A 23,931-nucleotide genomic window follows, 5' to 3' on the forward strand; every position below is an offset into this window, starting at 1 on the left:
TCACCCCTTCCTTAGATGAGGCGGCTGGTGATGGACAGAGCAACGCGTTACCCCAACAAGTTATTCCTGCTGACGCCGTTAAGCGTCTTTCTGGCATTGACCCTTGGCACCATGACCGGGGTTCGAGCGAGCCCGATCGATGACGAGAACCAGCCGGAAGCTTCCGACCCGTCGGCGTACTACGACGAGCCGGCCGATGAACCGGCGGCCCTCAACGCCATCCTGACCATGCCCGAGGCCAACGAAGATTCCTTCGATCTGCCTGACGGGGTGAAAGGCACGCGCAACACCACGCGTTCGGAAAACATCCTGCCGCCCACCGTGCAGACCAGTTTCAATTACCCCACGAATGGCAAGCCGAGCCCGTTGTACGGCGCCCAGCCGTTCACTCAGCAAATCGTATTGTTCGAAGAATTCGGCCCGGAAAAACTCGACCCGACCACCCCGGCCGCGCCGTTGGGCTTTCCGCCCGCTGCCATCGGCCCGGCGCCGGCCCAGGACCCGAACAGCGTTGCCCGCAGCGCGCCACCCGGCACGGCGTTGGACGCGTTTTTGCGTCAACCGGGGCTGACACCGTTCCCGAGCCAGTTCTCCAACGTCGTCGACCGTAACCCGTGGCAGTCGCAGATCGAGTTGTTCCTCAACCGTCACATCGGCTCGTCCGCCGAAGGCCGGCCACCGGGAAAAGGCTGGGCTCACCAGCGCTGGAACGAGTTCTACCCGCAAGTCGCCTACAAGACCGTGCAGACCGGCGCGCGTCTGAACGGTGGCCTGCGTGACAGTCGGCAGATGCACGGTTATGCCGTCGGCGAATTCGGCCCCGGTGGTCTGTACCACAACGTCGCCGGCGTGCCGGCGACTGATGGCACGGCCAAAGGCGTCGATGCACGTTTCCACCCGGCGATGCCAGTGCAGAACCACAATTCGGTGTGGACCTTCGACGGCACGCTGCCGCCGAAACTGCTGATGGTGCGCTACGGCCAACCGGTGATGATGCGCCACTACAACGGCTTGCCGATCGATCCGTCAGCCAACCGCGGTTTCGGCCTGCACACCATCACCACCCACGAGCACAACGGCCACGCACCGGCGGAAAGCGACGGCTATGCCAATGCATTTTTCTTCCCCGGCCAGTATTACGACTATCGCTGGCCGATCCAGCTCGCCGGTTACGACAGCATCAACACCAAGGCTGAAGACCCGCGTGCGGCGTTCCCGTGTGCACCGGGGGAAACCCTGTGGGTCAACGACCTTGCACCTGCGAAGAAGACCTGCGACCACGGCACCATCAAGATCCGTGGCGACTGGCGCGAAACCATGAGCACCCACTGGTTCCACGACCACATGCTCGATTTCACCGCGCAGAACGTCTACAAGGGCAACGCGGCGATGATGAACTACTACAGCGCCCTGGATCGCGGCAATGAATCGGTGAACGACGGGGTCAACCTGCGTTTCCCCAGCGGCAGCGCCTTGCCGTGGGGTAACCGCGACTACGACGTCAACCTGGTGTTCGCCGACAAGGCCTGGGATCAGGAAGGCCAGTTGTGGTTCAACCCGTTCAACACCGATGGCTTCATCGGCGATCAGGTGCTGGTCAACTGGCAGTGGAAACCGACCCTCGACGTGCGTGCCCGCAGTTATCGGTTCCGCATCCTCAACGGTTCGGTCTCGCGCTACTTCAAACTCGCGCTGGTACGGGAAATCAAAGGCACCGGCGGTGAATTCCAGGGGCCGAAGAACTCCGGTGTTTCCTACAGCCGGGTGCCGTTCCACATGATCGCCAACGACGGCAACATCATGGAGCACAGCGTGCCGTTCGATGGCTCGATGGATCTGGATGCCGACGGCGACAAACAGAACCACAACGCGATCCTGCCGACCCAGGGCATCGCCGAGCGGTTCGACATCATCGTCAACTTCTCGAAAAACGGCATCAAGCCGGGCGACAAGCTGTTCTTCGTCAACCTCCAGGCCCAGGACGACGGCAAAGGCCCGAAAGAGACGATCTCGCTGTCCGACGTGCTGTCCGAGAAGTACCTGGCGGTGATCAAACAGACCAGCAAAGGCCCGCAATGGGACAGGGGTGATCCGGCAGTGGGCAAGGTCTTGCAGCTCAACGTCAAGCCTTTCACCGGGCAGGACCTGGCCATGGACCCGGCAGCCTACGAACCGGCCAAACCGGGCAAGGCTGAAGGTATGGTGATGATCCCGCTGAAGATCCACCGCGACAACGCCGCCGACAAGGCGCTGCTGGCCAACGCCCGTCACCGGACCTTCACCTTCGGCCGCAGCGACGGCACCGATGAAGCACCGTGGACAGTCAAGACCGATGGCGGCTTCGGCTTCCACATGGACCCACGCCGGTTGAACGCCTCGACCAAATTGGCCAGCGGCCCGACCGATGCCGGCACCGCCGGGTTCGGCACTCTGGAGGTGTGGAACATCAAGCTTGGCGGCAAGGGCTGGAGCCATCCGGTGCACGTGCACTTCGAGGAAGGGATCATCCTCAGCCGTGGCGGCAAGGCCCCGCCCGAGTGGGAAAAATGGGCGCGCAAGGACGTCTACCGCATCGGCTCGGAAGCCGACGGGCTGGACAGCGTGGAAATGGCGATCAACTTCCGCGAGTTTGCCGGGACCTACATGGAGCACTGTCACAACACCCAGCATGAGGACAACTCGATGCTGCTGCGTTGGGACCTCGAGAAACCCGGCCAACTGCAATTGATGCCGACACCGTTGCCGAGCTGGGATGGCGTGCGCTACGTCAACTCCGCCGCGCTGCCAACCTTCCGTACTGGCGATGGCTTCGGCCCGCAAGTGACCGTGAAGAAATGAAAAGGGAGGGAGCCGACATGACCCAGCCAACGCCGCGCTCCCGCGCCCTCGGCATGCACTTGATACTGGTGCTGGTCACCTGCCTGTTCGGCAGTCAGGTGCTCATCGCCCATCAAGCGCTGCCCGAAGGCGCCAGCGAATCCGCCACCCCGTGGGGTGGCGACTATTTCCCCAACACCCTGCTGACCGATCAGGACGGCAAGCAGGTGCATTTTTTCGATGACCTGATCAAAGACAAAGTGGTGGTGATCAACTTCATCTTCACTTCATGCAGCGACTCCTGCCCACTGGAAACCGCACGCCTGCGCCAGGTGCAGAAACTGCTGGGGGACCGGGTCGGGCAGGACATCTTTTTCTACTCGATCAGCATTGACCCGCTCAGCGACACCCCCGAAGTGCTCAAGGCTTATTCGCAACGGTTCAAGGTCGGCCCTGGCTGGAAATTCCTCACCGGCGAATTCGAAGATGTCACCGACCTGCGCAAGAAGCTCGGGTTGTTCATCGAAGGCGTCGACAACGGCCGCACCAAGGATCACAACCTGAGCCTGATCGTCGGCAACCAGAGCACCGGGCGCTGGATGAAGGCGTCGCCGTTCGAGAACCCATGGATCCTCGCCGATCAACTGGCCAACACCTTGCAGAACTGGAAACAGCCAAGCATCGAGGAAAGCTACGCCAATGCGCCGGAGATTCGCCCGCCCAGCAACGGCGAAGAACTGTTCCGCACCCGTTGCGCCTCGTGCCACAGCCTCGGCCCGCAGGACGGCGAAGGCATCGGCATGCGCAACATCGGCCCGGACCTGATCGGCGTGACCCGTCAGCGTGACCCGGCCTGGCTCAACCGCTGGATCCGCGAACCGGATCGGGTACTGGCGGAAAAGGACCCGATCGCACTGCAACTGTTCGAACAATACGAGCGGATTCCGATGCCCAATCTGCGCCTGGACGAGCTGTCGGCGCAGTCGATCATCGACTTTCTGCGCGATGAAACCGAGCGTCAGCACCCCACCACGCAGCCCTTGGCTGACGGGGCGTTGACGCCAATAAGTCCGGCCGTCAGCAGCGAAACGGTGAGTCGCATGCGCTAGCGGCTAAATAGCATCATTGAGTCCTGTATCACGGTCATTGCCACCTACACTCAGTCGTGAGGTGGCTGTAACCGGTTCGATACACAACGCCAGGGCACCCCCATGCAACGACTGGAAGAACAAAAAACACCTGCGCCGAACGTCGCGGCAGCAGCCATCAAGAGTTGGGGCGGACAGTTCAACCTGCTGCGCTGGTTCTCGCTGGCCAGTTTTTTCATCATCGCGGCGGTGGCGCTGGGGCTGGGCTATATCTCCACGCGTTTTGTGGTCACCGAGAGCGTGGAGCGCGATGCGTTGCTGACGGCGCAATTCGTCCAGGCCATCGGCGATGCGGAAATGCGTCATGCCGGCATCACCCCCCTGCGCACCATGGGCGAAATGCTTGATCCGCGTCAGGACGAAAATTTCCCCGACGTCGATCCGGTTGCCCATGGCGCGGCCCGGGCCGAGTTTCTCGATCATGTCGAACACTTGCCGGACATCCTGCTGGCGACGGTCTACGCCCTGGATCGCTCGGTGATCTGGTCGACCAACCCGGAGCTGATCGGCGTGAAATTCGAGGACGATGACGAGCTGGACGAATCGTTCGAAATGAAAGTGCCGGTCTCTTCCAGTTATCACAAGATCGACGACGAGAAACCCGAGCAGAAGCTGTCCCGCGAACCCAAATACCTGTTCATCGAGAACTACATCCCGATGTTCAACGCCGACAAAAGCAAAGTCATCGCCATGGTCGAGATCTACAAGGAACCGGCGGATCTGGTGGACCGCATCGATCGTGGTTTTGCTTCGATCTGGGCGGCGACGATCCTCGGTGGCGCGGCGATTTATCTGGGGCTGTTCTGGATCGTGCGCCGTGCCTCGACCTTGCTGCAGAGCCAGCAACAGCAACTGATCAGCAACGAAACCTTTGTCGCGTTGGGCGAGATGTCCTCGGCAGTGGCTCACAGCTTGCGCAACCCGTTGGCGACCATCCGTTCCAGCGCCGAACTGGCCCAGGAAGTGGCCAGCCAGAGCGCCCAGCGCAATATCGGTGACATCATCAGTCAGGTCGACCGCATGTCGCGCTGGGTGCGCGAGTTGCTGGTGTCGTTGCGGCCGATGAACGATGACGGTGAAGCGGTGGACCTGCTGGCGGCGGTCGAAGACACCCTGGGCGCGTTTGATGCGCTGATTCGGCGTAGCGGGGTCGACGTGCGATTCAACCCGCAGGACTGCCCGCCGGTCGTCAGCCAAAGGGTGCTGCTGACGCAGATTCTCAATAGCCTGTTTGCCAACGCCCTGGAAGCGATGCCCAAGGGCGGCGTGCTGAGTGTCGACATTGAGACACCCCATGCCGGCCAGGTGTGCATGACCCTGGGCGACACCGGCAAAGGCATGAGCGCGCAGCAGCAACAGCTGGTGTTCAAACCGTTTTTCACCACCAAGCAGGGCGGCCTCGGGGTTGGCCTGGCACTGGTCAAAAGAATCATGGAGCGTTTTCAGGGCTCGGTCGTGCTGACCAGCCGCGAGCAGGAAGGAACCCGCGTCAGTCTCAACTTTAAAGTGGCATCGGGAGGGGAATATGGAACACAGCATTCTGCTGGTCGAGGATGACGAACTGTTGGCCGACAATATTCAGACCTACCTGGAGCGCAAAGACTTCGAGGTGACGGTTTGCCATTCGGCTGAAGACGCGCTGGGGCAACTGGAAAGCTTCATGCCGGACATCGTGCTGACCGACAACTCGCTGCCGGGCATGAGCGGTCACGACCTGATCCAGAAGCTGCGCATCAGCGCGCCGGATCTGAAAGTGATCATGATGACCGGTTACGGCAATGTCGAAGATGCGGTGGTCGCGATGAAGGAGGGCGCCTTTCATTACGTCACCAAACCGGTCGCGTTGCCGGAGCTCAAACTGCTGCTGGACAAGGCTCTGGCCACCGAGCGGATGGAGCGCACGCTGTCGTTCTATCAGGAGCGCGAGGCGCAGAAATCCGGGGTGCAGGCGCTGATCGGTGAATCGGCGCCGATGCAGCATTTGAAAAACACCATCGGCCAGTTGCTCGAAGCCGAACGCCGCATGACCAACGGCGATCTGCCGCCGGTGCTGGTGGAAGGCGAGACCGGGACCGGCAAGGAACTGGTGGCGCGTGCGCTGCATTTCGACGGCGCGCGCAGCAAAGGCCCGTTCATTGAATTCAACTGCGCGTCGATCCCCGCCAACCTGGTGGAATCGGAGCTGTTCGGTCACGAGAAGGGCGCGTTCACCGATGCCAAGGATCGTCGCGTCGGGCTGGTGGAAGCGGCTGACGGCGGCACGCTGTTTCTCGACGAAATCGGCGAAATGGATCTGGTGCTGCAGGCCAAACTGCTGAAGCTGCTGGAAGATCGCACCATTCGCCGGGTCGGCTCGGTGAAGGAACGCAAGGTCAACCTGCGGGTGATCAGCGCCACCAACTGCAACCTCGAACAGATGGTGCAGCAGGGCAAGTTCCGCCGTGACCTGTTCTTCCGCCTGCGGATCATCTCGATCAAGGTGCCGCGCCTGTATGCCCGTGGCGACGACGCGCTGCTGTTGGCCCGGCATTTTCTCGCCAGCCACGGCAAGCGCTACGGCAAACCGAATCTGCATTTCAGCCAGCAGGCCGAAGAGCTGCTGCTCAATTACACCTGGCCGGGCAACGTGCGCGAACTGCGCAACATGCTCGAACAGACCGTGTTGCTGGCGCCGAACGACATCATCGCCGCGCACCAGTTGAACGTGTGCATGAGCCTGGTCGACGAGCCGCCGCTGCACCAGCATCACGAGGTACCGCACTTCGAACCGCGCCCGGCGAGCAACACCGAGTCGATGAACCTGCCGGAGGTCGAGCGCGACATGGTGCGCAAGATGCTCGACAAGACCGACTGGAACGTCACCAAGTCCGCCCGCCTACTGGGCCTGAGCCGCGACATGCTGCGTTACCGCATCGAAAAGCTCGGCCTGGCACGCCCGGACAAGCGTCAGTGGTAGACCGCGTTACTCCGTGGATTCGGCGGGCTCAGGCACTCCAGCAGGCACGTCGGGTCCAGCACCTCGTCATTGACGTAGATGCCGCGCTCGGCATCGTACGTGCGGATAAACACCCGCACCGTCGCATCGGCCACGGTCGGCAGTTGTGAGTCGTGGAAGTCGTGGCGATCGGGGATCACCACGAAATCCTGCGGCGTGGTGTCATCGAATGGCCGAGGCGGCTGGGCATTCAGCGACGGCGGCGCCGGGTGGGCGAAGGGCTGGTTCGGCCCGTAGTAATTGAAATTGCTGTCGAGGGCTTGCGCCTGTGTGGCGGCGAGCAGACAGGCGGATAACAGCAGCCGGTTGAACGTTTGCATGGCGGCACCTGTGGAAGCGGTTTTCCCCAAGGCTATTAACTATAGCCGCCCGTTGGCTTACAAGTTCGCAACAACCTGGATCGGCAGGCTCAACTAGACTCGGGCCGCTCAATCAAGAGCATCGTCCGGAGTGCGCCATGGAAGTGCCAAACAACAAGAACGCCATCGAAAGCAATCGTCAGGCGTGGAACGATTCAGCCCGTCATCATCAGGAATCGCCCGAGTGGCAGGCCTTGTTGACCGAGATCGCCCAGGCTGATTTCTCCTGCCTCGACTCAACCCTGCGCGGTTTGCTGGAGCAGGTCGGCGTCGATGGCAAGGACGTCGTGCAACTGGGTTGCAATAACGGCCGCGAGAGTCTCTCGCTGTTCGCGCTGGGTGCGCGAAGTGTCGTCGGGGTCGACCAGTCGGCGGCGTTTCTCGAACAGGCCCGGGAGCTCAACAGCCGCTCGCCGCACAAGGCCGAATTCGTCGAAACCGATATTCATCACCTGCCCGAAGCACTGCGCGGTCGCTTCGACGTGGCGCTGATCACCATCGGCGTCCTCAACTGGATGCCGGACATCGGCGAATTCTTCCGCCACGTCGCCTCGACCCTCAAACCGGGCGGGCAACTGGTGATCTACGAAACCCACCCGTTCCTGGAAATGGTCGATCCCGACGCCGAAGATCCGTTTCGCCTCGCGACCTCGTATTTCCGCGAAGAACCGTTCGTGCAAGAGGAACCGATTGTCTACGTCGGCAAGGTCGAACAACAGGCCGCGCCGTCGTACTGGTTCGTGCACAACCTCGGCGCCATCTTCACCGCCGCCCTCGAAGCGGGGCTGAACATCGCGCATTTCAAGGAATACCCGCATTCGAACCGGGAAGAGGCGTATGACCAGTACCTGAACCGCGAGGCGCAGATGCCGATGTGTTTTACGTTGGTGACTGTGAAGGGCGAGTAGCGTAACTCTCAGGAAGTTGAATGATTCAGCACATGCCCTGGTTGAGCACAGAGATCGATGCCAAGTGCATGAATAACTCTGAGCACAGTGTCAAAGCGGGGTTTGGCTCCCGGCGCGAAAGCTTTGTACAAGCTTTCGCGACCCATTCCCGAGTCCTTGGCTATTTGAGTCATGCCGCGTGCCTTGACCACATAGCCGATTGCACGAAGAAACTCCTCGTTGTCACCGTCGGCCAGCACTTGGGAAAGGTATTCGCTGATGGCTTCATCGCTGTCCAGCAATGCTGCCATATCAAAAGTTGTCAAAGTCTGGCTCATGGTTAAACCTCCTTTGCCATTTTTTTTGCACGTCTGATGTCCGCACTTTGTGATGATTTGTCCCCACCAGCCAGCAGGACAATGACAACACCACTACGCATCGTAAAGTAGACCCGATACCCGGCACCGACATCAACGCGCATTTCCGATACACCGTCACCTACCGGTTTGATGTCGCCTAGATTACCTGCTGACGCACGATCAATGCGACGGGCAATAGCAACCTTGGCTCGCACATCACGAATCGAGGTGTGCCATGCCATGAAAACTGCTGTTTGTTGTATGAAATAGTTCATGGCTCGACTGTATCCAATTGGATACGGTCGAGCAGTCAGTCAGTTCGTTTATCAGACTTGGATGTGTCGTCAGTGTCTGTAGGCAAGCAGGAACTGGTTTTGTAGGAGCTTACGCTGGCGTAGCTCCTACAGATCGCAGGAAAAAGCTGTCAAGCCTGCGCAGCCGCCGTCACCACTGGCCGTCCCGGTTTTCGCAGTGGTTCCAGCCGTGAACCTTCGTACTGCGTCTCGCGGAAGAACCGCCATTTTCCAAACAGGCCGTAGACGTGGGTGACGCGGCCCTGTTCGTGATAGCCCATGCGGATGTGCAGCTTCAGCGCCGGGATGTTGTGGGTTTCGCAGACGTCCACCACCTTGTGGCAACCCTGGGCGGCCATGGCTTGCCAGAGGGTGACTTGCACGTCCACCGACAGGCTGCTGCCGAAGTAGGCGCGGGTCATTTCGCCGCCGAACTCGAAGAACTCGCCGGGTTTGACCGGGAATTCGCAGCCGTAGTAATGGCGGTCGTGGTAGTTGCGGGTGCTGCCCCAGATGAAGCCCACTGCGTGGTCGTCTGCGTCGAGGTACATGTGCCCGGTGTGGCCTTCGGCCGCGAGTTCGGCCATGGTCTGCACGCGGTCACCGAAGTGTTTGGCGAAGGCACCGGTGTTGTGCGGCGTGATGTCGACTTTGCGCAGGCCTTCGTAAGGGCGCAGCTTGTGCGGCGGCACCGGGCTGATCAGGTCGCGCTCCATCCACAGCAGTTCCCAATGGAAGAACACGTAGCGTTTCCATAAGGTGCCGAAGGTGCGGCCCAGGCCTTTTTGCTTGATGCGTTCGCGCAGCTTTTCAATGACGCTCATATGCCCTCCGTGGCCGCAGCCCGGGTGTTTTTGGATGTCGCTCTGGTGGGTATAGATCAAGCCTGCAAGTTCATTTCGAAGTGCCATCTTCGAAAGTATTGCAAGTTGTGTAACTCAGTCGAGTGCCGCGGCACCGCGCAGAAAATCCTTGTTCAGGTCGGCATAGGAGACCCGTGGAACGCCCGCCAGCCGCTGCTCTAACACGCGGCTCAGGGACTCTCCAGGTTGCAGATACGCATCACCGAAATCAGCCCCGAGCTGATTCGGATGCGCGACGATTTCCAGCACACCGTCGGTCGGCGCGGGCTCGTTGCGCAGGTCGACCGGGGTGCAGACGTAGTCCGCCGTCGCACCGGCCAGCCCTTGCAAACGACGGTTGAGCAAGCCTTTGAATAGGCGTTTGGGCAGGCTGAGGTTTTGCCCCAGGTTACGTGCCAGTCGCACCGGTACGCCCTGGTGGGCGGCGAAGCGCGCGACGATCTCGCCGATCGGCCAGATGTTGTGCACGTGCTGATGGGAATCGATGTGGCTCGGGCGCACGCCATGATCGACACAACGTTGCCACTGCGCCTGCAATTCCTCCTGCACCGCTTCGCGATCCGCTCGACCGAGCCACAGGCTGTACCGCGTCAGGTTGAGGTCGAACACACCCTGGCTGTCGCAGAAGGTGGGGCGAGCGAGAATCGCCTGGCTCAGCGGCCGGCCATACGTCAGGTTGAAATGCAGGCCGATCCGCCCCTCCAGCAAGTGATGGCGGGCCATCGCGCAGGCGGCTTCGAACGCCGGCATGTTGGCCATGGCCGTGGCGGAACTGATGACCCCGGCCTGGAAGGCGCTGAAGATCACTGCATTTTCGTTCGGGGTCAGGCCGAAATCGTCAGCGTTGACTATGACTTGGCGAGGCATGTTCGCCCTCCGTGGTGATGGCGGCGGGTTTGCCGACGGGTTGGGCGATCGCCGTTTGCCGACGTGCTCGCCACTGCTGCAGTTTCGGTTTGAGCCGCTGCCAGACACGCAGCCCAAGCCCCAGCAACAGACCGCTCGGGCGCCAGGAGTAGAAGCTCCAGCGCCAGTGTTCCAGTTGCCCGGTCATGCGTTCGTGCAGTTGGTGACTGGAGTTTTCCAGGCTGACCCGCGAGGCATCGATCCAGCGCCAGTGATCGTCCAGGCCCCAGCGAATCCATTCCTCCAGCAACACCCGACCGCTGCCCAGATCGGCGTACTGCGGCAGGAAGGCGAGGTTGTAATCGTAGAGCCGGCCCTGTTCGAGCAAACCGAGTCGGTAGCTGATGCAGCGCCCGTCCAGCTCCAGCGTGACCACCCGCACCAAACCCTGTGCGGCGAGGGCGGTGAAGGCGCTTTCGATGCAGCGGCGGCTGCGTTCGCTGGCGAAGATGCCGACGCCTTCGTCGCCTTTCCAGCTCACCGCTTCGACTTCGCTGATGGCTTGCAACAGCGGGCCCATGGTCACGGCATCGGGAATGATCCGCCGCACGACAGCACCGCACGCAGCAATCCGTTTGCGCGCACGTCGCAGTTTGTAGCGCGGATCACCGGAGACTTCCTGAAGATCGGCGTCACTGATCAGGTGCACCGGCACCCGACAGCTCAAGCGCCGCTCGCCAGTTGAACTGCGCGCCATCCATTCGGTGAGGGCGCTTTCTTCACCCGCCGGCTCAGACAGTTCGTTGAGCTGCAGCAACGCGTGGGGGATGCGTTGGCGAATGAGCAACAACGCCTGACGCAGGCTGTCGGCCTCAAGCACGGACAGCAGCGCCAGGCGATCCGCCAGCGGATAACCGAGGTGATGCACCACGCCAAACGGTATCCCGGCAAAGCGTTCACGACTCGCCACCAACGGCAGGCACAGGCGCAATTCGTCCGCCTCCCAGCCCAGCAGAATGTGCAGATGCTCACTCGCGTCGAGTGTCTGCTCTGCCGCGATCAACCAGCCGAGGCTGTTGAACGGCGTGTGATCCGTCACCCGCAGGCGCAGCGCTTCATAGGCTGCTGCCGGGAAGTCGGGTGCGCACAACGAAGTGCGCCATTCGAATCGCGCCATAGGCTCAGGTCGCCGTTGCTGTGACGGAGGGACGGGAAGGTTTGCGCAGCGCATCCAGACGCGAGCCGCTGTAGCGGGTTTCGCGGTAGAAACGCCAGCGGGCGAACAGGGTGTAGACGTTCATGATCCGGCCCTGTTCGGTGTAGCCCATGCGCAGGTGCAGCTTGAGCGCCGGGATGTTGTGGAACTCGCAGACGTCCACCACTTTGTCGCAGCCCTGGGCGGCCATGGCTTTCCACAGTTCCAGTTGCAGGTCCACCGACAGTTCGGTGCCCCAATAGGAACGGGTCAGTTCGCCGCCGAATTCGAAGAACTCACCGGGTTTCACCGGGAACAGGCAGCCGTAGTAATGGCGGTCGAAATAGTCCCGGGCGCTGCCCCAGATGAAGGCCACCGCATCGCCGTGATCGTCGAGGTGCATGTGCCCGGTGTGACCTTCGTTGGCCAGCTCCGCCATGGTCCCGACGCGGTCGCCGAAGTAACGGGCGAAGGCACCGGCGTTGTCCGGCGTGATCTTCACCACCCGCAGCGGCGGGTAAGGCTTGAGGCTGTGGGGCGGCACCGGGCTGACCAGGTCGCGCTCCATCCACAACAGTTCCTGATGGGAAAAGAAATAGTGCTTCCACACCTTGGCCAACGTGGCACGCAGGCCTTTCTGTTTAATTTGCTCGCTGATTTTTTGCAGAATGCTCATGGTCGTTGCTCCTGATGACGAGTCATCGCGCGGCACAGGCCTGCGCGGCGGAACATCAACGGACGGTTCATCAAGCGTTCCAGCTCAGAGAAAACAGGGTTTGCCCCGGCAGCTCGAAACGCACACGACCGTCCTGGCAGCGGAAGGGCGCGTCGCGGCTGCGGTTGTCGGCGCCGAAATAGCGCAGGGCGCCGTTGTTCAACGGGCACTTGGCCCCGGCCAGATCGACACGCTGCAACCGCGTGCCCTTGTTGACGCCCAACAACCCGCGCTGATCGTCGCCGGCCATCGCCAGCACATCGACTTCGAATGCATCGTTTTCCAGCCACAACACGTTGTGCAGCCAGTGCTGCTGGATGAACTGCTGGGCCAGGCCCACCGGTTTCAGTTCGAAGTGTTGTTCATCCGCCGAGACGCGCAACATGCCTTTGGGGTATTCCGGTTCATCGGCGGCCTGGAACCAGTTGAGCATCGTCAGCAAGCCGTCCTGGGAGGCGTTGATCACCACCGAGGCCCACCACAGCGAGGTGTAATGGGTTTCCTGATCGTAGGGGCTCAGGCTTGAGCCGCTGGAGAGATTGGTCTGATCCAGGAGCAAGGCCTTGCGTGGCTGACCCTTGGCATCGAGGCCGACCAGATCGGCGGCGCGGCGCACGCTGTCGCGGTAGACGCGGGTGGCGAGCAGGTCGCGGATCATCCATTCGTGCCAGGCCAGCGCATCGACCTGATCAGCGGATTCGCCCAGCAGGCGTCGGGCCCAGTCGATACCGCGTTTGCTCGCCGCGTTGTCGGCGAACGGGCCGTTGACCAGCCGCGAACTGGCCGGCATCGCGATGCGCACGCCGGCCCTGGCATTGGCCGGATCGCTGCGTACCTGGCGGGCCATGCTGGTGAAGATCGAACGGTATTGCTCGTAGCTTGAATAGTTGAGATTGGGCTCGTCGGCAAAGCCGATGTAGTGCGTGCCTTTGCCGCCAAGCAGTCGCGTGCTCGCGAGCCAGGCGTCGAGGCCGTTGTTGCTTTGCACATCGGCGCGCAGATCAGCCTGGCGCTGGCTGCCGGCGAGCAGGGTGATGTCCTGGCGGATGCCGAAACGGTCCTGATAGACCTGACGAAACGCATCTTCGAACTGCGGTTTTTTCGCCGTCACATCGACGAAGCTGTAGTAACTGGCGGCCGTCGGTTTCAGTGCATCGAGCGCCGCATGACTGGCGGGCGGCGGCATCACGTAGGGCAGGGCGATGCCCAGGTCCGGCGTGCGGCCGAGGACTTTGTCGTGCAGGGTCAGTCGGGTCTGGCCATCGTCTTCGCGCAGCGGTTTGAGCTGTTGCGGATTTTGCGCGAACAGATTGGCCGTGCCATCGAGCCAGAACGCCGCTTTGCCGCTGCCTTGCAGACGCAGGCGCCAGACTTGTTCTCGATCGCTGACCGGCAGCGCGAGCTGATCGAATTGCCAATAGGCGCGATACGGTTTGAGCGCCAGCGACAGTTGTTGGCCGTCGCCGACCCGCTGCGCTTGCAGGGCGCTGACGCCACCGTGGAACTTGCCCGCGAGCACCGAGTGTTCACCCGGTGCAATCCTGAAATACAGCTCATCGCCGTCGCGGGTCTCAGCGCTGAAATGCACCTTGGCCGGGGCGAACAGCGCCACGGTGTTTTCGTCGTGCTCGACCCGGTAATTGCGGAAACTGTAGCCGGGGATTTCCAGTTGATAACTCGCCGCGCCCGGCGCCAACGGCCAGCTCTGGCTGCCACGGGCTTCGCTGGCCTTGATGAAGCGGTCGCCTTGCAATTGGCCCTGGCCGTCGAGCAGGTACAGGTGCTCTTCGTTGGCGTCCGCCTGCCACGCCGGCGCCCAGCGCACGGTCACGGTGTCGGGGCGATCCGCTTGCAGGTACAGGCTGCCGTCGCGAATGTCGCCCCAGCGCATCGACGCCGCGAAGGCGTCCAGCGACAGACCGAGTCCGAGCAGCAGGGCCAGGCTTTTCATGCCGCCTTCCGACGCTGCAACATCAGCCACATCGGCGTGATGTCAGCGGGCAGGATGATCAAGGTTTGCCAGAACGGCACGCCGCTCAACCGGCAGTACAACACCAGCATCGCCACGGTCACCGCCAGGTAGGCAATCGACGAGGCCGCTGCCGCGCCGACGATACCGTAGGCCGGGATCATCACCAGGTTCAGGGCCAGGTTGAGCAGGGCACCGAGGCCCATCAGTAGCGACACCGTGCCGGGGCGATTCTTGCCCAGCAGGTCGAGCCGCAGAATGCTCGCATAGCACAGGCCCAACAGGCCCGGCAGCAACGCCAGCAGCGCCGGATACGCCGGTTGGTAGGCGACGCCGAACAAGGTGACGATCAGCCATTCGCCGATCACCGCCATGGTCAGGCAGGCGCCGAGCATCACCGTCGCCGTCAGGCGCAGCGCCAGCGGGGTGACTTTGTCCATGCCTTCGTCCTGTTGCAGCAGGCGTTTCATCAGCGGCGTGGTCACGGCTTCGGGGACGATCAGCAACAGTTCGGCGGCGGCGCTGGCCATGGCGTAATGACCCAGCGCGGTACTGCCGAGCAGGGCGCCGATGAACAGATAATCGGAACGCAGGATCACTTGTTGGAACAGCAAGTCCGGATGGCTGCGGGCGCTGTAGCGCAACAGTTCGTTCTGGCTGGCGCGATCCCATTGCAGCTGCAACGGCTGTGCGCGCTTGAGCCAGACCCAACCGGCCAGCACCACCAGGCTGATCCCTGCCAGCCAACTGATCAGTGCGGCTTCCAGTGCCGCTTCCTTCCACATCCAGAACAGCGCGAGAAACAGCAACAGCGGCGCCAGGGATTCCACCAGACGCAAGGCATTGAACGCGACCACGCCGCCGGACGCATTGTGCAACGTCAGCAGGCCGCTCTTGAGCACGGTCAACGGCACGGCCAGCAGCAACAGCCAGGCCAGCAGGCCGAGTTGCACGGTCACGTCCAGTTCACTGCCGAACTCGCGCACCAGCGCCACCACCAGCAAGGTCAACAGACCCGCCAGCAAGCAGCCAAACACCAGTACTTGCGCGAGCAACAAACCCATCGGCCGCTGCTTGGCGGCCTGATAACCGACGGCGGAATTCAAGCCGCCACTGGTGGCCGCGCTGATCAGGTCGGGCAGGGTACTGAGCAGCGCGAACAGCCCGCGCTCACTGGGGCCGAGGATTCGCGCCAGCAACACATTCCTCAGCAGGCGCAGGGCAATCATCGCCAGTTTGGTGCCCATGCTCAGCGCCAGGTGCTTGAGGTAATTGCTTCGACTCATGGTCGCGCCCCGCGAAAGATCCGCCACGACAGCAGTTCCGGGTTGCGCGCAGTGCGCTGGCTGACCCCGAAGCGCGGCAGGTTCAGCGGATCACCCGCGCCGCGATAGATCCCGGTGCCGGTGCCGAGGGCGAACGGATAATCGTGGTTGGCAATCTGTTCGCGCACCCGTGCGTCGTTGTCGCCGTTGGGGTAGCAGTACACCGGCAGTGGCCGGTTGCAGCCATTGTGCAGGGCATCGCGGCTGCGACTGATTTCTTCGCTCAGGCGCACGTCGTCGAGTTGGGTCAGGATCGTGTGACTGGCGCCGTGAGGACCGAAACGCACCAGCCCTGAAGCTTCCATCGCCCGCACCTGATGCCAGTCCAGCGCCTGGGGTTGCGACTCTGGCGGGCATTCGTCGGTCAGGCGTTCGAGCATCAAAGGGTCAGAGTTTTTCAAACCTTGCAGATAGTGCAGCAACGTCAGGCTGCGACGATCCACATCGATGTCGTCCATCAGCACCGGCAGCGGGTGGTGAATCGCCTGCAAGCAGTCGATCAGGTGCATGCGCGGTTTTTCACCGTGGCTGCCCCACAGGGTTTCACCGATGCTTTCCCACCAGAAGCGCTGGCGGCTGCCGATGAAGTCGGTGGAGAGGAAAATGCTCGCCGGCACCTGATGTTTCTGCAGCAGCGGGAAGGCGTTGGCGGCGTTGTCGCGCCAGCCGTCATCGAAGGTCAGCGCCACTTGCGGGCGTTCGCTGCGCAGGGCGTTGGGCTGGAGGATTTCCATCAGCGGCACGCAATCGAAATGCTTGCGCAGCCACACCAGCAGATGCTCGAAGGCTTTCGGCCCGACGCACAGTTCGTTGCGATGCGGCAGGTCGGCGGCGCGGTCGTTGGACAGCACCCGGTGCAACATCAGGATCACCCCGGCGCCGTGCAACTGGTTTCGCCCCACGGACGAGTTGAGATAGAGCCAGCCACTGGTGCGTTTTATCAGTTGTTTGATCGCCATGGCTTGAGCCCTCTCAACGGTTTTGGTCAGGGTTCCACTGGGCGTAACGCTGGCCGCGCAGGAACTGCCACAGGCCGATGCTCATGCCGGCCAGTGTCACCAGCAGGAATGCCGCAAGGCGGAACGGTTTGGGTAAGCGGTGTTGCGAATCCAGCAGGCCGGCAATCGCGATGCCGTACCCAAGCAGTTGCATGATCAGGCTCAGGCGATAGAAACCGTGGTCGTCCCACAGCCAGAAATTGCTCAGCAGCAACGGCAGCAAAAGAATCGGTGCCAGACGCCGGATCAGTTTGTGGCTGATCAATGCAATCGAATACAGCCCGTGCTTGAACGGATTGAGCAGTTCGCTGCGCTGGGCCAGGCTTTGCAGGCCGCCGACGGTGACCCGCTGACGCCGACGGAACTGTTTGTCCGCTTCATCGACGCCGTGGTCGATCACTTGCGCTTCAGGCACGTAGACGATGCGTTTGAACTTCACCGGGGCGCAGGTGCTGATGAAGAAGTCGTCGTTGACCTCCGCCGGCACGTCCTCGAACAGTTCCCGGCGCAGGGCGAGCAACGCGCCATCGGCGGAGACCATGCAACCGGTGCGGTTCTCGACCCGGCGCAGCCAGCCTTCGTAATGTCGGTACAGGCTGTCGCCGACACTCAAGCCGCCGCCGGTGACCGGGATCACCATGTGCCCGGCGCAGGCGCCGACCTGCGGATCGCTGAGGGGCGCGAGCAGGTAGCCGAGGGTTTCCCGCGACCATTGGTTATCGGCGTCGGTGAACACCAGAATGTCCCCCGTGGCCAGCGCCGCGCCGGCATTGAGCGTCGCGGCTTTGCCCTGACGCGGCAGGTCGAGCACGGTGATTCGCGGGTCGACGACCTTGTGCGCGCACGCCACGGTGTCGTCGGTGGAGCCGTCGCTGGCCAGAATGATTTGCAGGGTAGCCGGCTGATAATCCTGGGACAGCAGCGAACGCAGCTTGTGTTCGATATGCCGCGCCTCGTTGTGCGCGGCGATCACGATGCTGATGTTCAGCGGCGGTGCCGGGCTGTGACGCCACGCCGGGAACAGCGGCGCCAGCAGCGTCAGCAGCAACGGGTAGCCGACATAGGCGTACACCGGCAGCAGCAGGCACATCCAGAAAATGAACTCAGCCACGGGCAGGCCTCCTGGCATTCCAATGACACAGACTGAGAATGAACGCCGCACCCGCCAGGTGCAGGCGTACCCAATGCAGCCCCCACAGTTGCAGGGTCAGGCCGAGGTCATGCTGTTGGCGACTCTGACGGATGCTGAGTACCAGCGCCGGTATCGTGGTCAGTGTCACCATGACGGCGGCGTGATGGGGGAAACCGTTGAGCAGCGCGGAAATCGCCAGCAGATCCAGCAGCCACGCGGCCAGCGACAGCAATGGAAAACGCAGCAATCGCAGGCTGAACCCGTGAGTGCGCAGCAGTTGCAGGTGACTGCCCTGGCGCCACATTTCCTTGCCCATCCATTCGCGCCAGTTCATTTCGTAGCCCCAGTGCAGCGCCACGCTTTCGTTGACCGACAGCAGCCGCGCGCCCTGTTCGCGCTGGCGCAGGGTGAACTCTTTGTCTTCGCCGGTGCGCAGGGTTTCGTTGAACCCGCCGACCTTGTCGAACCAGCGCCGACGCATCAGCAGGTTGGCACTGGGCAGCCAGTCCACGGCATGGGCGGCGTGGGAGATCGGCCGTTGGGTACGGCGTTGCCAGGCCACGGCGTACCACGGCGCGGCGGCGGGGGTGTGCAGGTCCAGCCCGAACACGTCGGCGTGGTTTTCGGCTTCGAGGGCGAACAGCCCGGTCAGCCAGTCTTCGGGCATTTCGATGTCGGCGTCGATGAACGCCAGCCATTCGCCGGTGGCGATGGCGGTACCGCGATTGCGCAAGGCGCCGATCAACACGCCTGGCACGACCAGCACTTGCGCACCGAACTGGCGAGCGATCTGAGGGCCGTCATCGCTGGAACCGTTATCGACCACGATCAGTTCACACTCGACATTGGCCGCGTGCGCGGCTTTTTGCGCGGCTAGCAGGGTACGGCCGATGTGGCGGCCCTCGTTGTACATCGGGATGACAACACTGATCCGGCTCATGCCCGGGCCTCCGTCAACGGTGCTTGCTCGGCTTTCAGGCGCAGGACACTGGTCAGCGCGAGCATGATCCACACGTACTTCTGATTCGGTGCACTGAGAAACATCAGGAACAGCGTCAGCGACAGGAAGCTCACGCCAAGGTGGGTCATCAGGTCCGCTTGTTCCCAGTCCCGTCGTTGCATCCAGGCGCGACGGGCGCGGATCAGGTTGTACAGGCCCAGGCTGAGCATGCCGACGAACAACAGGCCGGCGGGAACTCCCAGTTCGCTGAAGACTTCCAGGTAAGTGTTGTGGGCGCGGCGGTACAGGTCGCCGATCTTGCGGTTGGCGGAGAATGCCTTGGCGTAACCGGTGGTTGCGTAATGCAGCGGGAAGGTGCCAGGGCCGGAACCGAGCAGCGGATTCTCGCGGATCATCTGGCTGCCGACCACGATGTACGAGGCACGGCGACCGAGGGATTCGTCATCGTGGCCACGGGCACCGGCGCTCAATACGCTCAACGACTGGATGCGCGCGATGTAGCCGGCGGGCATTGCGTAGATCGCCAGTGGAATCACGATCGCCAGGCCGAGCATCGCGAAGCCGAGGTGACGCGGACGAATCCGCGACAGTTGCGCGCGGTAGTGCCAGCAACCGATCACCAGACTCAACGCCAGTACCACCAGCCCGGAACGGGATTCGGTCTTGGTCATGCCGCCGAGCAACAGCAGGCAGCACGCGCCCCAGAACAGCCGGTGCAGCAGGTTCGGGCCGCGAATCACCAGCAACAGACCCAGCGGCACGGCGAACGCGATCAGCAGGGCGAAGGCGTTCGGGTCTTCGAGCAGGCCGGCGGCGCGGCCCTGATCCTGGAATTTGGTCGAAAACATCGCCATGGCGCAGGTGGCGCTGACGCTCAGGGTCACCAGCCGGGCGAACAGGTCGAGGTTCAGTTCACGACCGATCAGCAAGGTGATGACGAACAGAATCAGGCCGACGCTGAGTTCGCGCAAATGCCCCAGCGACATGCCCAGGTCATCGGTGTTGAGCAGGCTCAGGAAGTACAGGACCATGAACCAGATCAGGTAACGCCAGATGTTGCTGCGCAGGCGTTCCGAAGGAATCTGGTGCATCGCCAGTTGCAGCATCAGGATCACCGCCAGCGACGCGCCGATGAGCTTGCTGCCCGACAGCGAACTGTCCTTGAAGAAACCCTCGAACGGCACCAGTGCAGCGATGCCGAGCAGCCCCCAGGTCGGCTTGCGGTAAAGCACCGCGAACCCCACCAGACCGAGCACCGCGCCCGGCGCCAGATAGGGCCATGGGCTGGCCAGCAAAGCGATGCAGACCAGACCCAGCAGACTGACGATCGAGAGCGGGAAAATCATGCGCGTGCCTCCCGTGCCGTGCGGATGTACAACTGCGACCAGCGCTCGGCCAGGGCCTTGAGGTCGTAGCGGTCCTGTTGCGTGCGTTTGGCGTTGTCGCGCAGTTTGCGCGCCAGCGCGGGTTGGCTCAGCAGCGTGTCGAGCTGGCGGGCGAGGGCGCTGCTGTCGGCCGGCGCGGCCAGTAGGCCGTTGTGCCGGTCTTCCAGCACATCGGGAATTCCGCCGACCGCGAACGCCACCACTGGCACCCCGGTCTGCATGGCCTCCAGCAGAATCATCGGCGTGCCCTCGGTGCGCGAGCTGATCACCAGCGCGTCGAGTTGCTGCCACCAGTGGCGCATGTCGGTCTGATAACCCGGCAGACGAATGCGCTGTTGCAGCCCGGCGGCGTCGATCCGCGCCTGAAGTGCCTCGCGCTCCGGGCCGTCACCGAGCATCACCGCGTCGAGTTGCGGATGTTGATGACACAGCGGGATCAGCGCATCGAGAAACAGGTCCGGACCTTTTTCGCTGCTCAGTCGTCCGACGTACCCGGCGAGCCAGCGCTGATGATCGACCTCCGGCATCCGTTCAGCGACCGCCGCCGGCAGGCCGTTGGGGATCACTTGCAGCTTTTCCGCACGGACGCTGGCCTGGCGGTGCAGCACCGCGATGCTTTCGGCCACGCACACCACTCGATCCACCGACGCGGTGCGGCACAGTTGCAGGCTCAGCCAGGTGTAGAACTTCTGCTTGCGGCTGCGCGGGGTGAAGCCGTGTTGAGTGATCACCAGCGGCAGCCGTAACAGCGTGGCGCCAACCCAGCCGAACAGCAGGCCTTTGAAATTGTGGGTGTTGATCAACGGACGTTCCGCCCGGCGCTGACGCAGATGCCCGAGCAATGCGCCGAGTCCGGCGCAACCTTGGGCATCGACGCCCGCCGCGCGAAAGCGCTCGATCAGTTCCGGCGGCGCATCGAGAAACAGCACCTGATGCTGCCCCGGTGTCGCCAGGCAATGATCCAGCAACATCCGCTCGGCCCCATAGAAGCCGCCACTGCTGAGCAAATGAATGATCGGCAGGGCGGCGTTCGGGGAGGACGGGGTGCTCAATTGCGCACCCAGTGCACGAAGCTTGGCACGGTCCAGTTCTTGTGCGGATTACCCGGCTGAGTGCTCTGGTCGTTGATCACCAGCAGCACCGGCAGGCCCAACTCGTGGCTGATTTGCGCCGGGTGTTTGAAGCGGTGATCGAAGAACTCACGCACGTAGACCAAGGCAATCGCCAGCAACAGACCGGTGAACAGGCCGAACGGAATGATCAGCAGCGGTTTGGGGAACGCCGCTTCGGTCGGTTCGAACGGCGGGCTCAGGACCCGGGCGTTGGACAGGTCGTCGTTCAGCGAACGGGTGGTGCTGCTTTCAGCAAAACGCTGGGCGTAGGTCGAGAACGCGGCGTGCAGGGCGTCGATTTCGGTGTCCATCTGCCGCAGCTTGCTCTGGGTCTGCTGCAACTCGTGGATCCGTGCCTTGAACTCGGCGATGCGCGCGGTTTTCTGATCGATCACCTGCTGGACCACGGCCAGGTCGTTGGTGCGCTCCTGAATGCGGTTGCTCACCACTTTGAGGAACTGCTGACGGGTGCGGGCAATCTGCTCCCGGGTCAACAACATCGGCTCGCTGCCAGGCTGGAACACCGCCAGATCGTTCATGTAGCGACTGACCTGGGTGGTCAGTTGCTCGCCCAGCTGTTTGATCTCCCGATCCTCGAACGCCACGTTGTCGACGGTGGTGGTGAAGGTGTAGGGGAAGGTGTAGTCGTTGAGCTTGTTGTTGCTGGCGGCAGCCAGGCTGGTTTTCAGGTACTCCAGCCAGCGTTGGCTTTGCAGCAAGCGATCCTGATACAGGTTCAGCGCCTGCTCTTCAGTGTTGATCGCGTTCAGGCGGAAGGTGATTTCTTCCTTCGGATCGGACGCGCCGACACTTTCAAGCAAGGCTTGCCGGTTGCCTTCCAGACCATCGAGACGCACCTGATACAGGTGTTTTTTCGATTCGTAGAACGACTGCGGCAGGTCGATCGATTGCAGCGCCTGACGGCTCACCAGATAGTTTTGCAGCAGGGCTGAAACGAACGTCGTGCCTTGATGCGGATCGGGGAAGCTGTAGACGATCGAGATCACGTTGGAGCCGGGCAGGGTCTCGATCTTCAGGCTGTCGATGGCCTGTTGCGTCAGCGCATCGAGGGCGGTGTCGCGCACCGGATCGGTTTCAAGGCCCAGCACGTTGCGCAGCGGGTTGATCAGGTACTGACGCAGCGGCGAGGTGATGTAGCGCTTGAACGGCTCGCCAATCAGCCGGGCGAAGACGCCGGGCGACGGGGTGTACTCACCCTTGTCCCGCAGTTCGCTGATGGTCTGACGGATCAGCGCCGGCGAGCGCAGGATATTGCTCTCGGTTTCCATGTCCGCCAGCGACGGCGGGATGAACGTGGCGTTGTCCACGGTCAGCGACGTGGTGGCGTCGCCCTGGGAGAGTTTTTTCGACTGCACGATCACCTGGGCGGTGATATCGAAGCTCTGTTTGAGCACCAGCGGCAGCACCAGCGCGATCACTGCAAAGATCAGGAAGACACGCTTCACCAGTTGCTTGTTGGCGAAGAAGATCCTGAAGAACTCATGCAGGTAGTTTTCCTTTGGATTCATGTCAGGTCACCCGAGAGTCAGTTGTTGTTGCTGCCTTTGTTGTCGACGCGATAGCCGAAGCTGAAACCCACGCCCTGGAACAGCACTACATCGGCCAGTTGCCTTGCGAGTTCGCCGGCGCTGGCCAGTTTGGTTTTCGGCACGTAGAGCATGTCGTCCGGTTGCAGGTAGGCGATCTGCGAGGCATCGCCGGACAGGGCTTTTTCGACGTCGTAACGCACGGCCTGCACCTGATTGCCATTGCGGCGCATGATCACCACGGAATCCAGGCGCGCCTTGACGTTGGTGCCACGGGCCAGGGTCAGCGCTTCAAGCACCGAGACCGGCCGACGGATCGGGTAGGAGCCGGGCTGGCCGACTTCACCCAGCACATAGATCTCGTTGCCGGCGGTGGACTTGAGCAGCACGTCCACGGTCATCCGTCCCGGCAGTTGCGCGTAGCGTTTGTTGAGGAAGGTTTCCAGTTGATTGACGGTCATGCCTTGCAGCGGCACGGCGCCGATTTCCGGGAAGCTCGCGTAGCCGTCGGTGCCCACGGTGATCTCGCGGCTCATGCCGGTGGCCGGGTGGTTGAGGGCGCTCTTGAGGTTCTGCTCGTTGGTCAGCGGGCTGATGATCTGCACGGTCAGTTGATTGCGATTGGGCTGGAACAGCTGCTTGCGTTGGTAGGCGCGCTGGATTTCCTGGCGCGCTTCGTCGCTGGTCAGCCCGGCGATTTTCACCGAGGTGTTGGCGCCCGGCAGTTCGATGGTGCCATCCGGCAGCACCAGCTGATTGCCGTTGAGCTGGCTGGCGGCGGTGAAGTTCAGACCGATCTGGTCACCCGACTGCACGCGGTAGGCGTCCGAACCGCTGGTGCTGATGTGGAAGATCACATCCAGCACATCCTGCGGGCGCAAGGTCTGTTCGACCTTGGGCATGTCGGTGGCCTGGGCGTTGGCCGGCGGGGCGGTGAGGATATTCACCGGCATGCTCTGGGTTTCCGAGTTGCTGGAGCAACCTGCAAGCGGCAGCATCAGCAGAACCAGTATCTTGGCGTTCAT

The 23,931-nt window shown here is 62.3% G+C and carries 21 protein-coding genes; 5 read left to right on the plus strand and 16 right to left on the minus strand.

The annotated features are described in order from the left end of the window. Positions 1-30: 30 nt before the first annotated feature. The 4 genes from AC1RR7_RS26770 (at position 31) to AC1RR7_RS26785 (ending at position 6,921) form a co-directional block, all read left to right on the plus strand. The gene (locus tag AC1RR7_RS26770; protein WP_273537133.1) at positions 31-2,838 is read left to right on the plus strand and encodes a multicopper oxidase domain-containing protein; all 2,808 of its coding nucleotides are present in this window, start codon (positions 31-33) and stop codon (positions 2,836-2,838) included. 17 nt (positions 2,839-2,855) lie between these two features. Next, the gene (locus AC1RR7_RS26775) at positions 2,856-3,926 is read left to right on the plus strand and encodes an SCO family protein (RefSeq protein ID WP_273537134.1); all 1,071 of its coding nucleotides are present in this window, start codon (positions 2,856-2,858) and stop codon (positions 3,924-3,926) included. A 102-nt stretch (positions 3,927-4,028) separates the two neighbouring features. After that, a complete protein-coding gene (locus tag AC1RR7_RS26780; RefSeq protein WP_102622391.1) occupies positions 4,029-5,522 on the plus strand; it encodes a sensor histidine kinase in 1,494 nt (497 codons plus the stop codon). Beyond that, positions 5,491-6,921: a sigma-54-dependent transcriptional regulator gene (locus tag AC1RR7_RS26785; RefSeq protein ID WP_096821337.1), complete on the plus strand. Its 1,431-nt coding sequence runs from the start codon at positions 5,491-5,493 to the stop codon at positions 6,919-6,921. Before AC1RR7_RS26780 ends, AC1RR7_RS26785 begins: the two co-directional genes overlap by 32 nt. Here AC1RR7_RS26785 and AC1RR7_RS26790 read toward each other — a convergent pair. Further along, entirely contained in the window at positions 6,912-7,280 is a 369-nt protein-coding gene (locus AC1RR7_RS26790; protein WP_096821338.1) for a hypothetical protein, read from the minus strand. The two genes, AC1RR7_RS26785 and AC1RR7_RS26790, sit on opposite strands and share 10 nt — an antisense overlap. Before the next feature lie 137 nt (positions 7,281-7,417). On the opposite strand from AC1RR7_RS26790, the gene AC1RR7_RS26795 reads away from it, so the two are divergent. Beyond that, positions 7,418-8,227 (plus strand): class I SAM-dependent methyltransferase, encoded by an 810-nt coding sequence (locus AC1RR7_RS26795; RefSeq protein WP_493158767.1) that lies wholly within the window; start codon positions 7,418-7,420, stop codon positions 8,225-8,227. Positions 8,228-8,235: 8 nt separating this feature from the next. Here AC1RR7_RS26795 and AC1RR7_RS26800 read toward each other — a convergent pair whose 3' ends face one another. The 15 genes from AC1RR7_RS26800 to AC1RR7_RS26870 all read right to left on the minus strand — a co-directional run bounded on the left by AC1RR7_RS26800 (position 8,236) and on the right by AC1RR7_RS26870 (position 23,931). Next, the gene (locus tag AC1RR7_RS26800; protein ID WP_102622394.1) at positions 8,236-8,544 is read right to left on the minus strand and encodes an addiction module antidote protein; all 309 of its coding nucleotides are present in this window, start codon (positions 8,542-8,544) and stop codon (positions 8,236-8,238) included. A gap of 2 nt (positions 8,545-8,546) precedes the next feature. Continuing rightward, on the minus strand, positions 8,547-8,840 hold the full coding sequence (locus AC1RR7_RS26805; protein WP_102622395.1) for a type II toxin-antitoxin system RelE/ParE family toxin: 294 nt from the start codon (positions 8,838-8,840) through the stop codon (positions 8,547-8,549). A gap of 149 nt (positions 8,841-8,989) precedes the next feature. Beyond that, positions 8,990-9,682, minus strand: coding sequence for an N-acetyltransferase (locus AC1RR7_RS26810; RefSeq protein ID WP_273537476.1), 693 nt, complete (start codon positions 9,680-9,682; stop codon positions 8,990-8,992). Positions 9,683-9,796: 114 nt separating this feature from the next. Further along, the gene (locus tag AC1RR7_RS26815; protein ID WP_273537475.1) at positions 9,797-10,588 is read right to left on the minus strand and encodes a ChbG/HpnK family deacetylase; all 792 of its coding nucleotides are present in this window, start codon (positions 10,586-10,588) and stop codon (positions 9,797-9,799) included. Continuing rightward, positions 10,560-11,744 (minus strand): GNAT family N-acetyltransferase, encoded by a 1,185-nt coding sequence (locus AC1RR7_RS26820; protein WP_493158768.1) that lies wholly within the window; start codon positions 11,742-11,744, stop codon positions 10,560-10,562. Before AC1RR7_RS26820 ends, AC1RR7_RS26815 begins: the two co-directional genes overlap by 29 nt. 4 nt (positions 11,745-11,748) lie before the next feature. Then, the gene (locus AC1RR7_RS26825) at positions 11,749-12,438 is read right to left on the minus strand and encodes a GNAT family N-acetyltransferase (protein ID WP_102622398.1); all 690 of its coding nucleotides are present in this window, start codon (positions 12,436-12,438) and stop codon (positions 11,749-11,751) included. Between the two features lie 70 nt (positions 12,439-12,508). Further along, the gene (locus AC1RR7_RS26830; RefSeq protein ID WP_493158769.1) at positions 12,509-14,428 is read right to left on the minus strand and encodes a hypothetical protein; all 1,920 of its coding nucleotides are present in this window, start codon (positions 14,426-14,428) and stop codon (positions 12,509-12,511) included. After that, the gene (locus AC1RR7_RS26835; RefSeq protein ID WP_102622412.1) at positions 14,425-15,732 is read right to left on the minus strand and encodes a lipopolysaccharide biosynthesis protein; all 1,308 of its coding nucleotides are present in this window, start codon (positions 15,730-15,732) and stop codon (positions 14,425-14,427) included. Before AC1RR7_RS26835 ends, AC1RR7_RS26830 begins: the two co-directional genes overlap by 4 nt. Further along, positions 15,729-16,730, minus strand: coding sequence for a polysaccharide deacetylase family protein (locus tag AC1RR7_RS26840; RefSeq protein ID WP_102622400.1), 1,002 nt, complete (start codon positions 16,728-16,730; stop codon positions 15,729-15,731). The genes AC1RR7_RS26835 and AC1RR7_RS26840 overlap by 4 nt, the downstream gene beginning before the upstream one ends. Positions 16,731-16,743: 13 nt before the next feature. After that, a complete protein-coding gene (locus AC1RR7_RS26845) occupies positions 16,744-17,880 on the minus strand; it encodes a glycosyltransferase (protein WP_102622401.1) in 1,137 nt (378 codons plus the stop codon). Continuing rightward, positions 17,873-18,841 (minus strand): glycosyltransferase, encoded by a 969-nt coding sequence (locus AC1RR7_RS26850; protein ID WP_096821347.1) that lies wholly within the window; start codon positions 18,839-18,841, stop codon positions 17,873-17,875. Before AC1RR7_RS26850 ends, AC1RR7_RS26845 begins: the two co-directional genes overlap by 8 nt. Beyond that, a complete protein-coding gene (locus AC1RR7_RS26855; RefSeq protein ID WP_493158770.1) occupies positions 18,838-20,208 on the minus strand; it encodes an O-antigen ligase family protein in 1,371 nt (456 codons plus the stop codon). The genes AC1RR7_RS26850 and AC1RR7_RS26855 overlap by 4 nt, the downstream gene beginning before the upstream one ends. Continuing rightward, positions 20,205-21,299, minus strand: a complete 1,095-nt coding sequence (locus tag AC1RR7_RS26860) for a glycosyltransferase family 4 protein (RefSeq protein ID WP_493066704.1) — start codon at positions 21,297-21,299, stop codon at positions 20,205-20,207. Before AC1RR7_RS26860 ends, AC1RR7_RS26855 begins: the two co-directional genes overlap by 4 nt. Then, positions 21,296-22,888 carry a GumC family protein gene (locus AC1RR7_RS26865; protein ID WP_096821350.1) on the minus strand — a complete coding sequence of 531 codons (1,593 nt, stop codon included), beginning with the start codon at positions 22,886-22,888 and terminating at the stop codon, positions 21,296-21,298. The genes AC1RR7_RS26860 and AC1RR7_RS26865 overlap by 4 nt, the downstream gene beginning before the upstream one ends. 17 nt (positions 22,889-22,905) lie before the next feature. Further along, positions 22,906-23,931 carry a polysaccharide biosynthesis/export family protein gene (locus AC1RR7_RS26870; RefSeq protein WP_096821351.1) on the minus strand — a complete coding sequence of 342 codons (1,026 nt, stop codon included), beginning with the start codon at positions 23,929-23,931 and terminating at the stop codon, positions 22,906-22,908.

Source organism: Pseudomonas sp. GW821-FHT11G12 (assembly GCF_058808055.1).

Excerpts from the sequence above, each read along its gene's own strand:
- AC1RR7_RS26810 (WP_273537476.1), bottom strand. The coding sequence starts at position 9,682 with ATGAGCGTCATTGAAAAGCTGCGCGAACGCATCAAGCAAAAAGGCCTG.
- AC1RR7_RS26780 (WP_102622391.1), top strand. The coding sequence starts at position 4,029 with ATGCAACGACTGGAAGAACAAAAAACACCTGCGCCGAACGTCGCGGCA.
- AC1RR7_RS26835 (WP_102622412.1), bottom strand. The coding sequence starts at position 15,732 with ATGAGTCGAAGCAATTACCTCAAGCACCTGGCGCTGAGCATGGGCACC.
- AC1RR7_RS26785 (WP_096821337.1), top strand. The coding sequence starts at position 5,491 with ATGGAACACAGCATTCTGCTGGTCGAGGATGACGAACTGTTGGCCGAC.
- AC1RR7_RS26850 (WP_096821347.1), bottom strand. The coding sequence starts at position 18,841 with ATGAGCCGGATCAGTGTTGTCATCCCGATGTACAACGAGGGCCGCCAC.
- AC1RR7_RS26770 (WP_273537133.1), top strand. The coding sequence starts at position 31 with ATGGACAGAGCAACGCGTTACCCCAACAAGTTATTCCTGCTGACGCCG.
- AC1RR7_RS26820 (WP_493158768.1), bottom strand. The coding sequence starts at position 11,744 with ATGGCGCGATTCGAATGGCGCACTTCGTTGTGCGCACCCGACTTCCCG.
- AC1RR7_RS26825 (WP_102622398.1), bottom strand. The coding sequence starts at position 12,438 with ATGAGCATTCTGCAAAAAATCAGCGAGCAAATTAAACAGAAAGGCCTG.
- AC1RR7_RS26830 (WP_493158769.1), bottom strand. The coding sequence starts at position 14,428 with ATGAAAAGCCTGGCCCTGCTGCTCGGACTCGGTCTGTCGCTGGACGCC.
- AC1RR7_RS26805 (WP_102622395.1), bottom strand. The coding sequence starts at position 8,840 with ATGAACTATTTCATACAACAAACAGCAGTTTTCATGGCATGGCACACC.
- AC1RR7_RS26870 (WP_096821351.1), bottom strand. The coding sequence starts at position 23,931 with ATGAACGCCAAGATACTGGTTCTGCTGATGCTGCCGCTTGCAGGTTGC.
- AC1RR7_RS26840 (WP_102622400.1), bottom strand. The coding sequence starts at position 16,730 with ATGGCGATCAAACAACTGATAAAACGCACCAGTGGCTGGCTCTATCTC.
- AC1RR7_RS26855 (WP_493158770.1), bottom strand. The coding sequence starts at position 20,208 with ATGATTTTCCCGCTCTCGATCGTCAGTCTGCTGGGTCTGGTCTGCATC.
- AC1RR7_RS26775 (WP_273537134.1), top strand. The coding sequence starts at position 2,856 with ATGACCCAGCCAACGCCGCGCTCCCGCGCCCTCGGCATGCACTTGATA.
- AC1RR7_RS26865 (WP_096821350.1), bottom strand. The coding sequence starts at position 22,888 with ATGAATCCAAAGGAAAACTACCTGCATGAGTTCTTCAGGATCTTCTTC.
- AC1RR7_RS26815 (WP_273537475.1), bottom strand. The coding sequence starts at position 10,588 with ATGCCTCGCCAAGTCATAGTCAACGCTGACGATTTCGGCCTGACCCCG.
- AC1RR7_RS26800 (WP_102622394.1), bottom strand. The coding sequence starts at position 8,544 with ATGAGCCAGACTTTGACAACTTTTGATATGGCAGCATTGCTGGACAGC.
- AC1RR7_RS26790 (WP_096821338.1), bottom strand. The coding sequence starts at position 7,280 with ATGCAAACGTTCAACCGGCTGCTGTTATCCGCCTGTCTGCTCGCCGCC.
- AC1RR7_RS26795 (WP_493158767.1), top strand. The coding sequence starts at position 7,418 with ATGGAAGTGCCAAACAACAAGAACGCCATCGAAAGCAATCGTCAGGCG.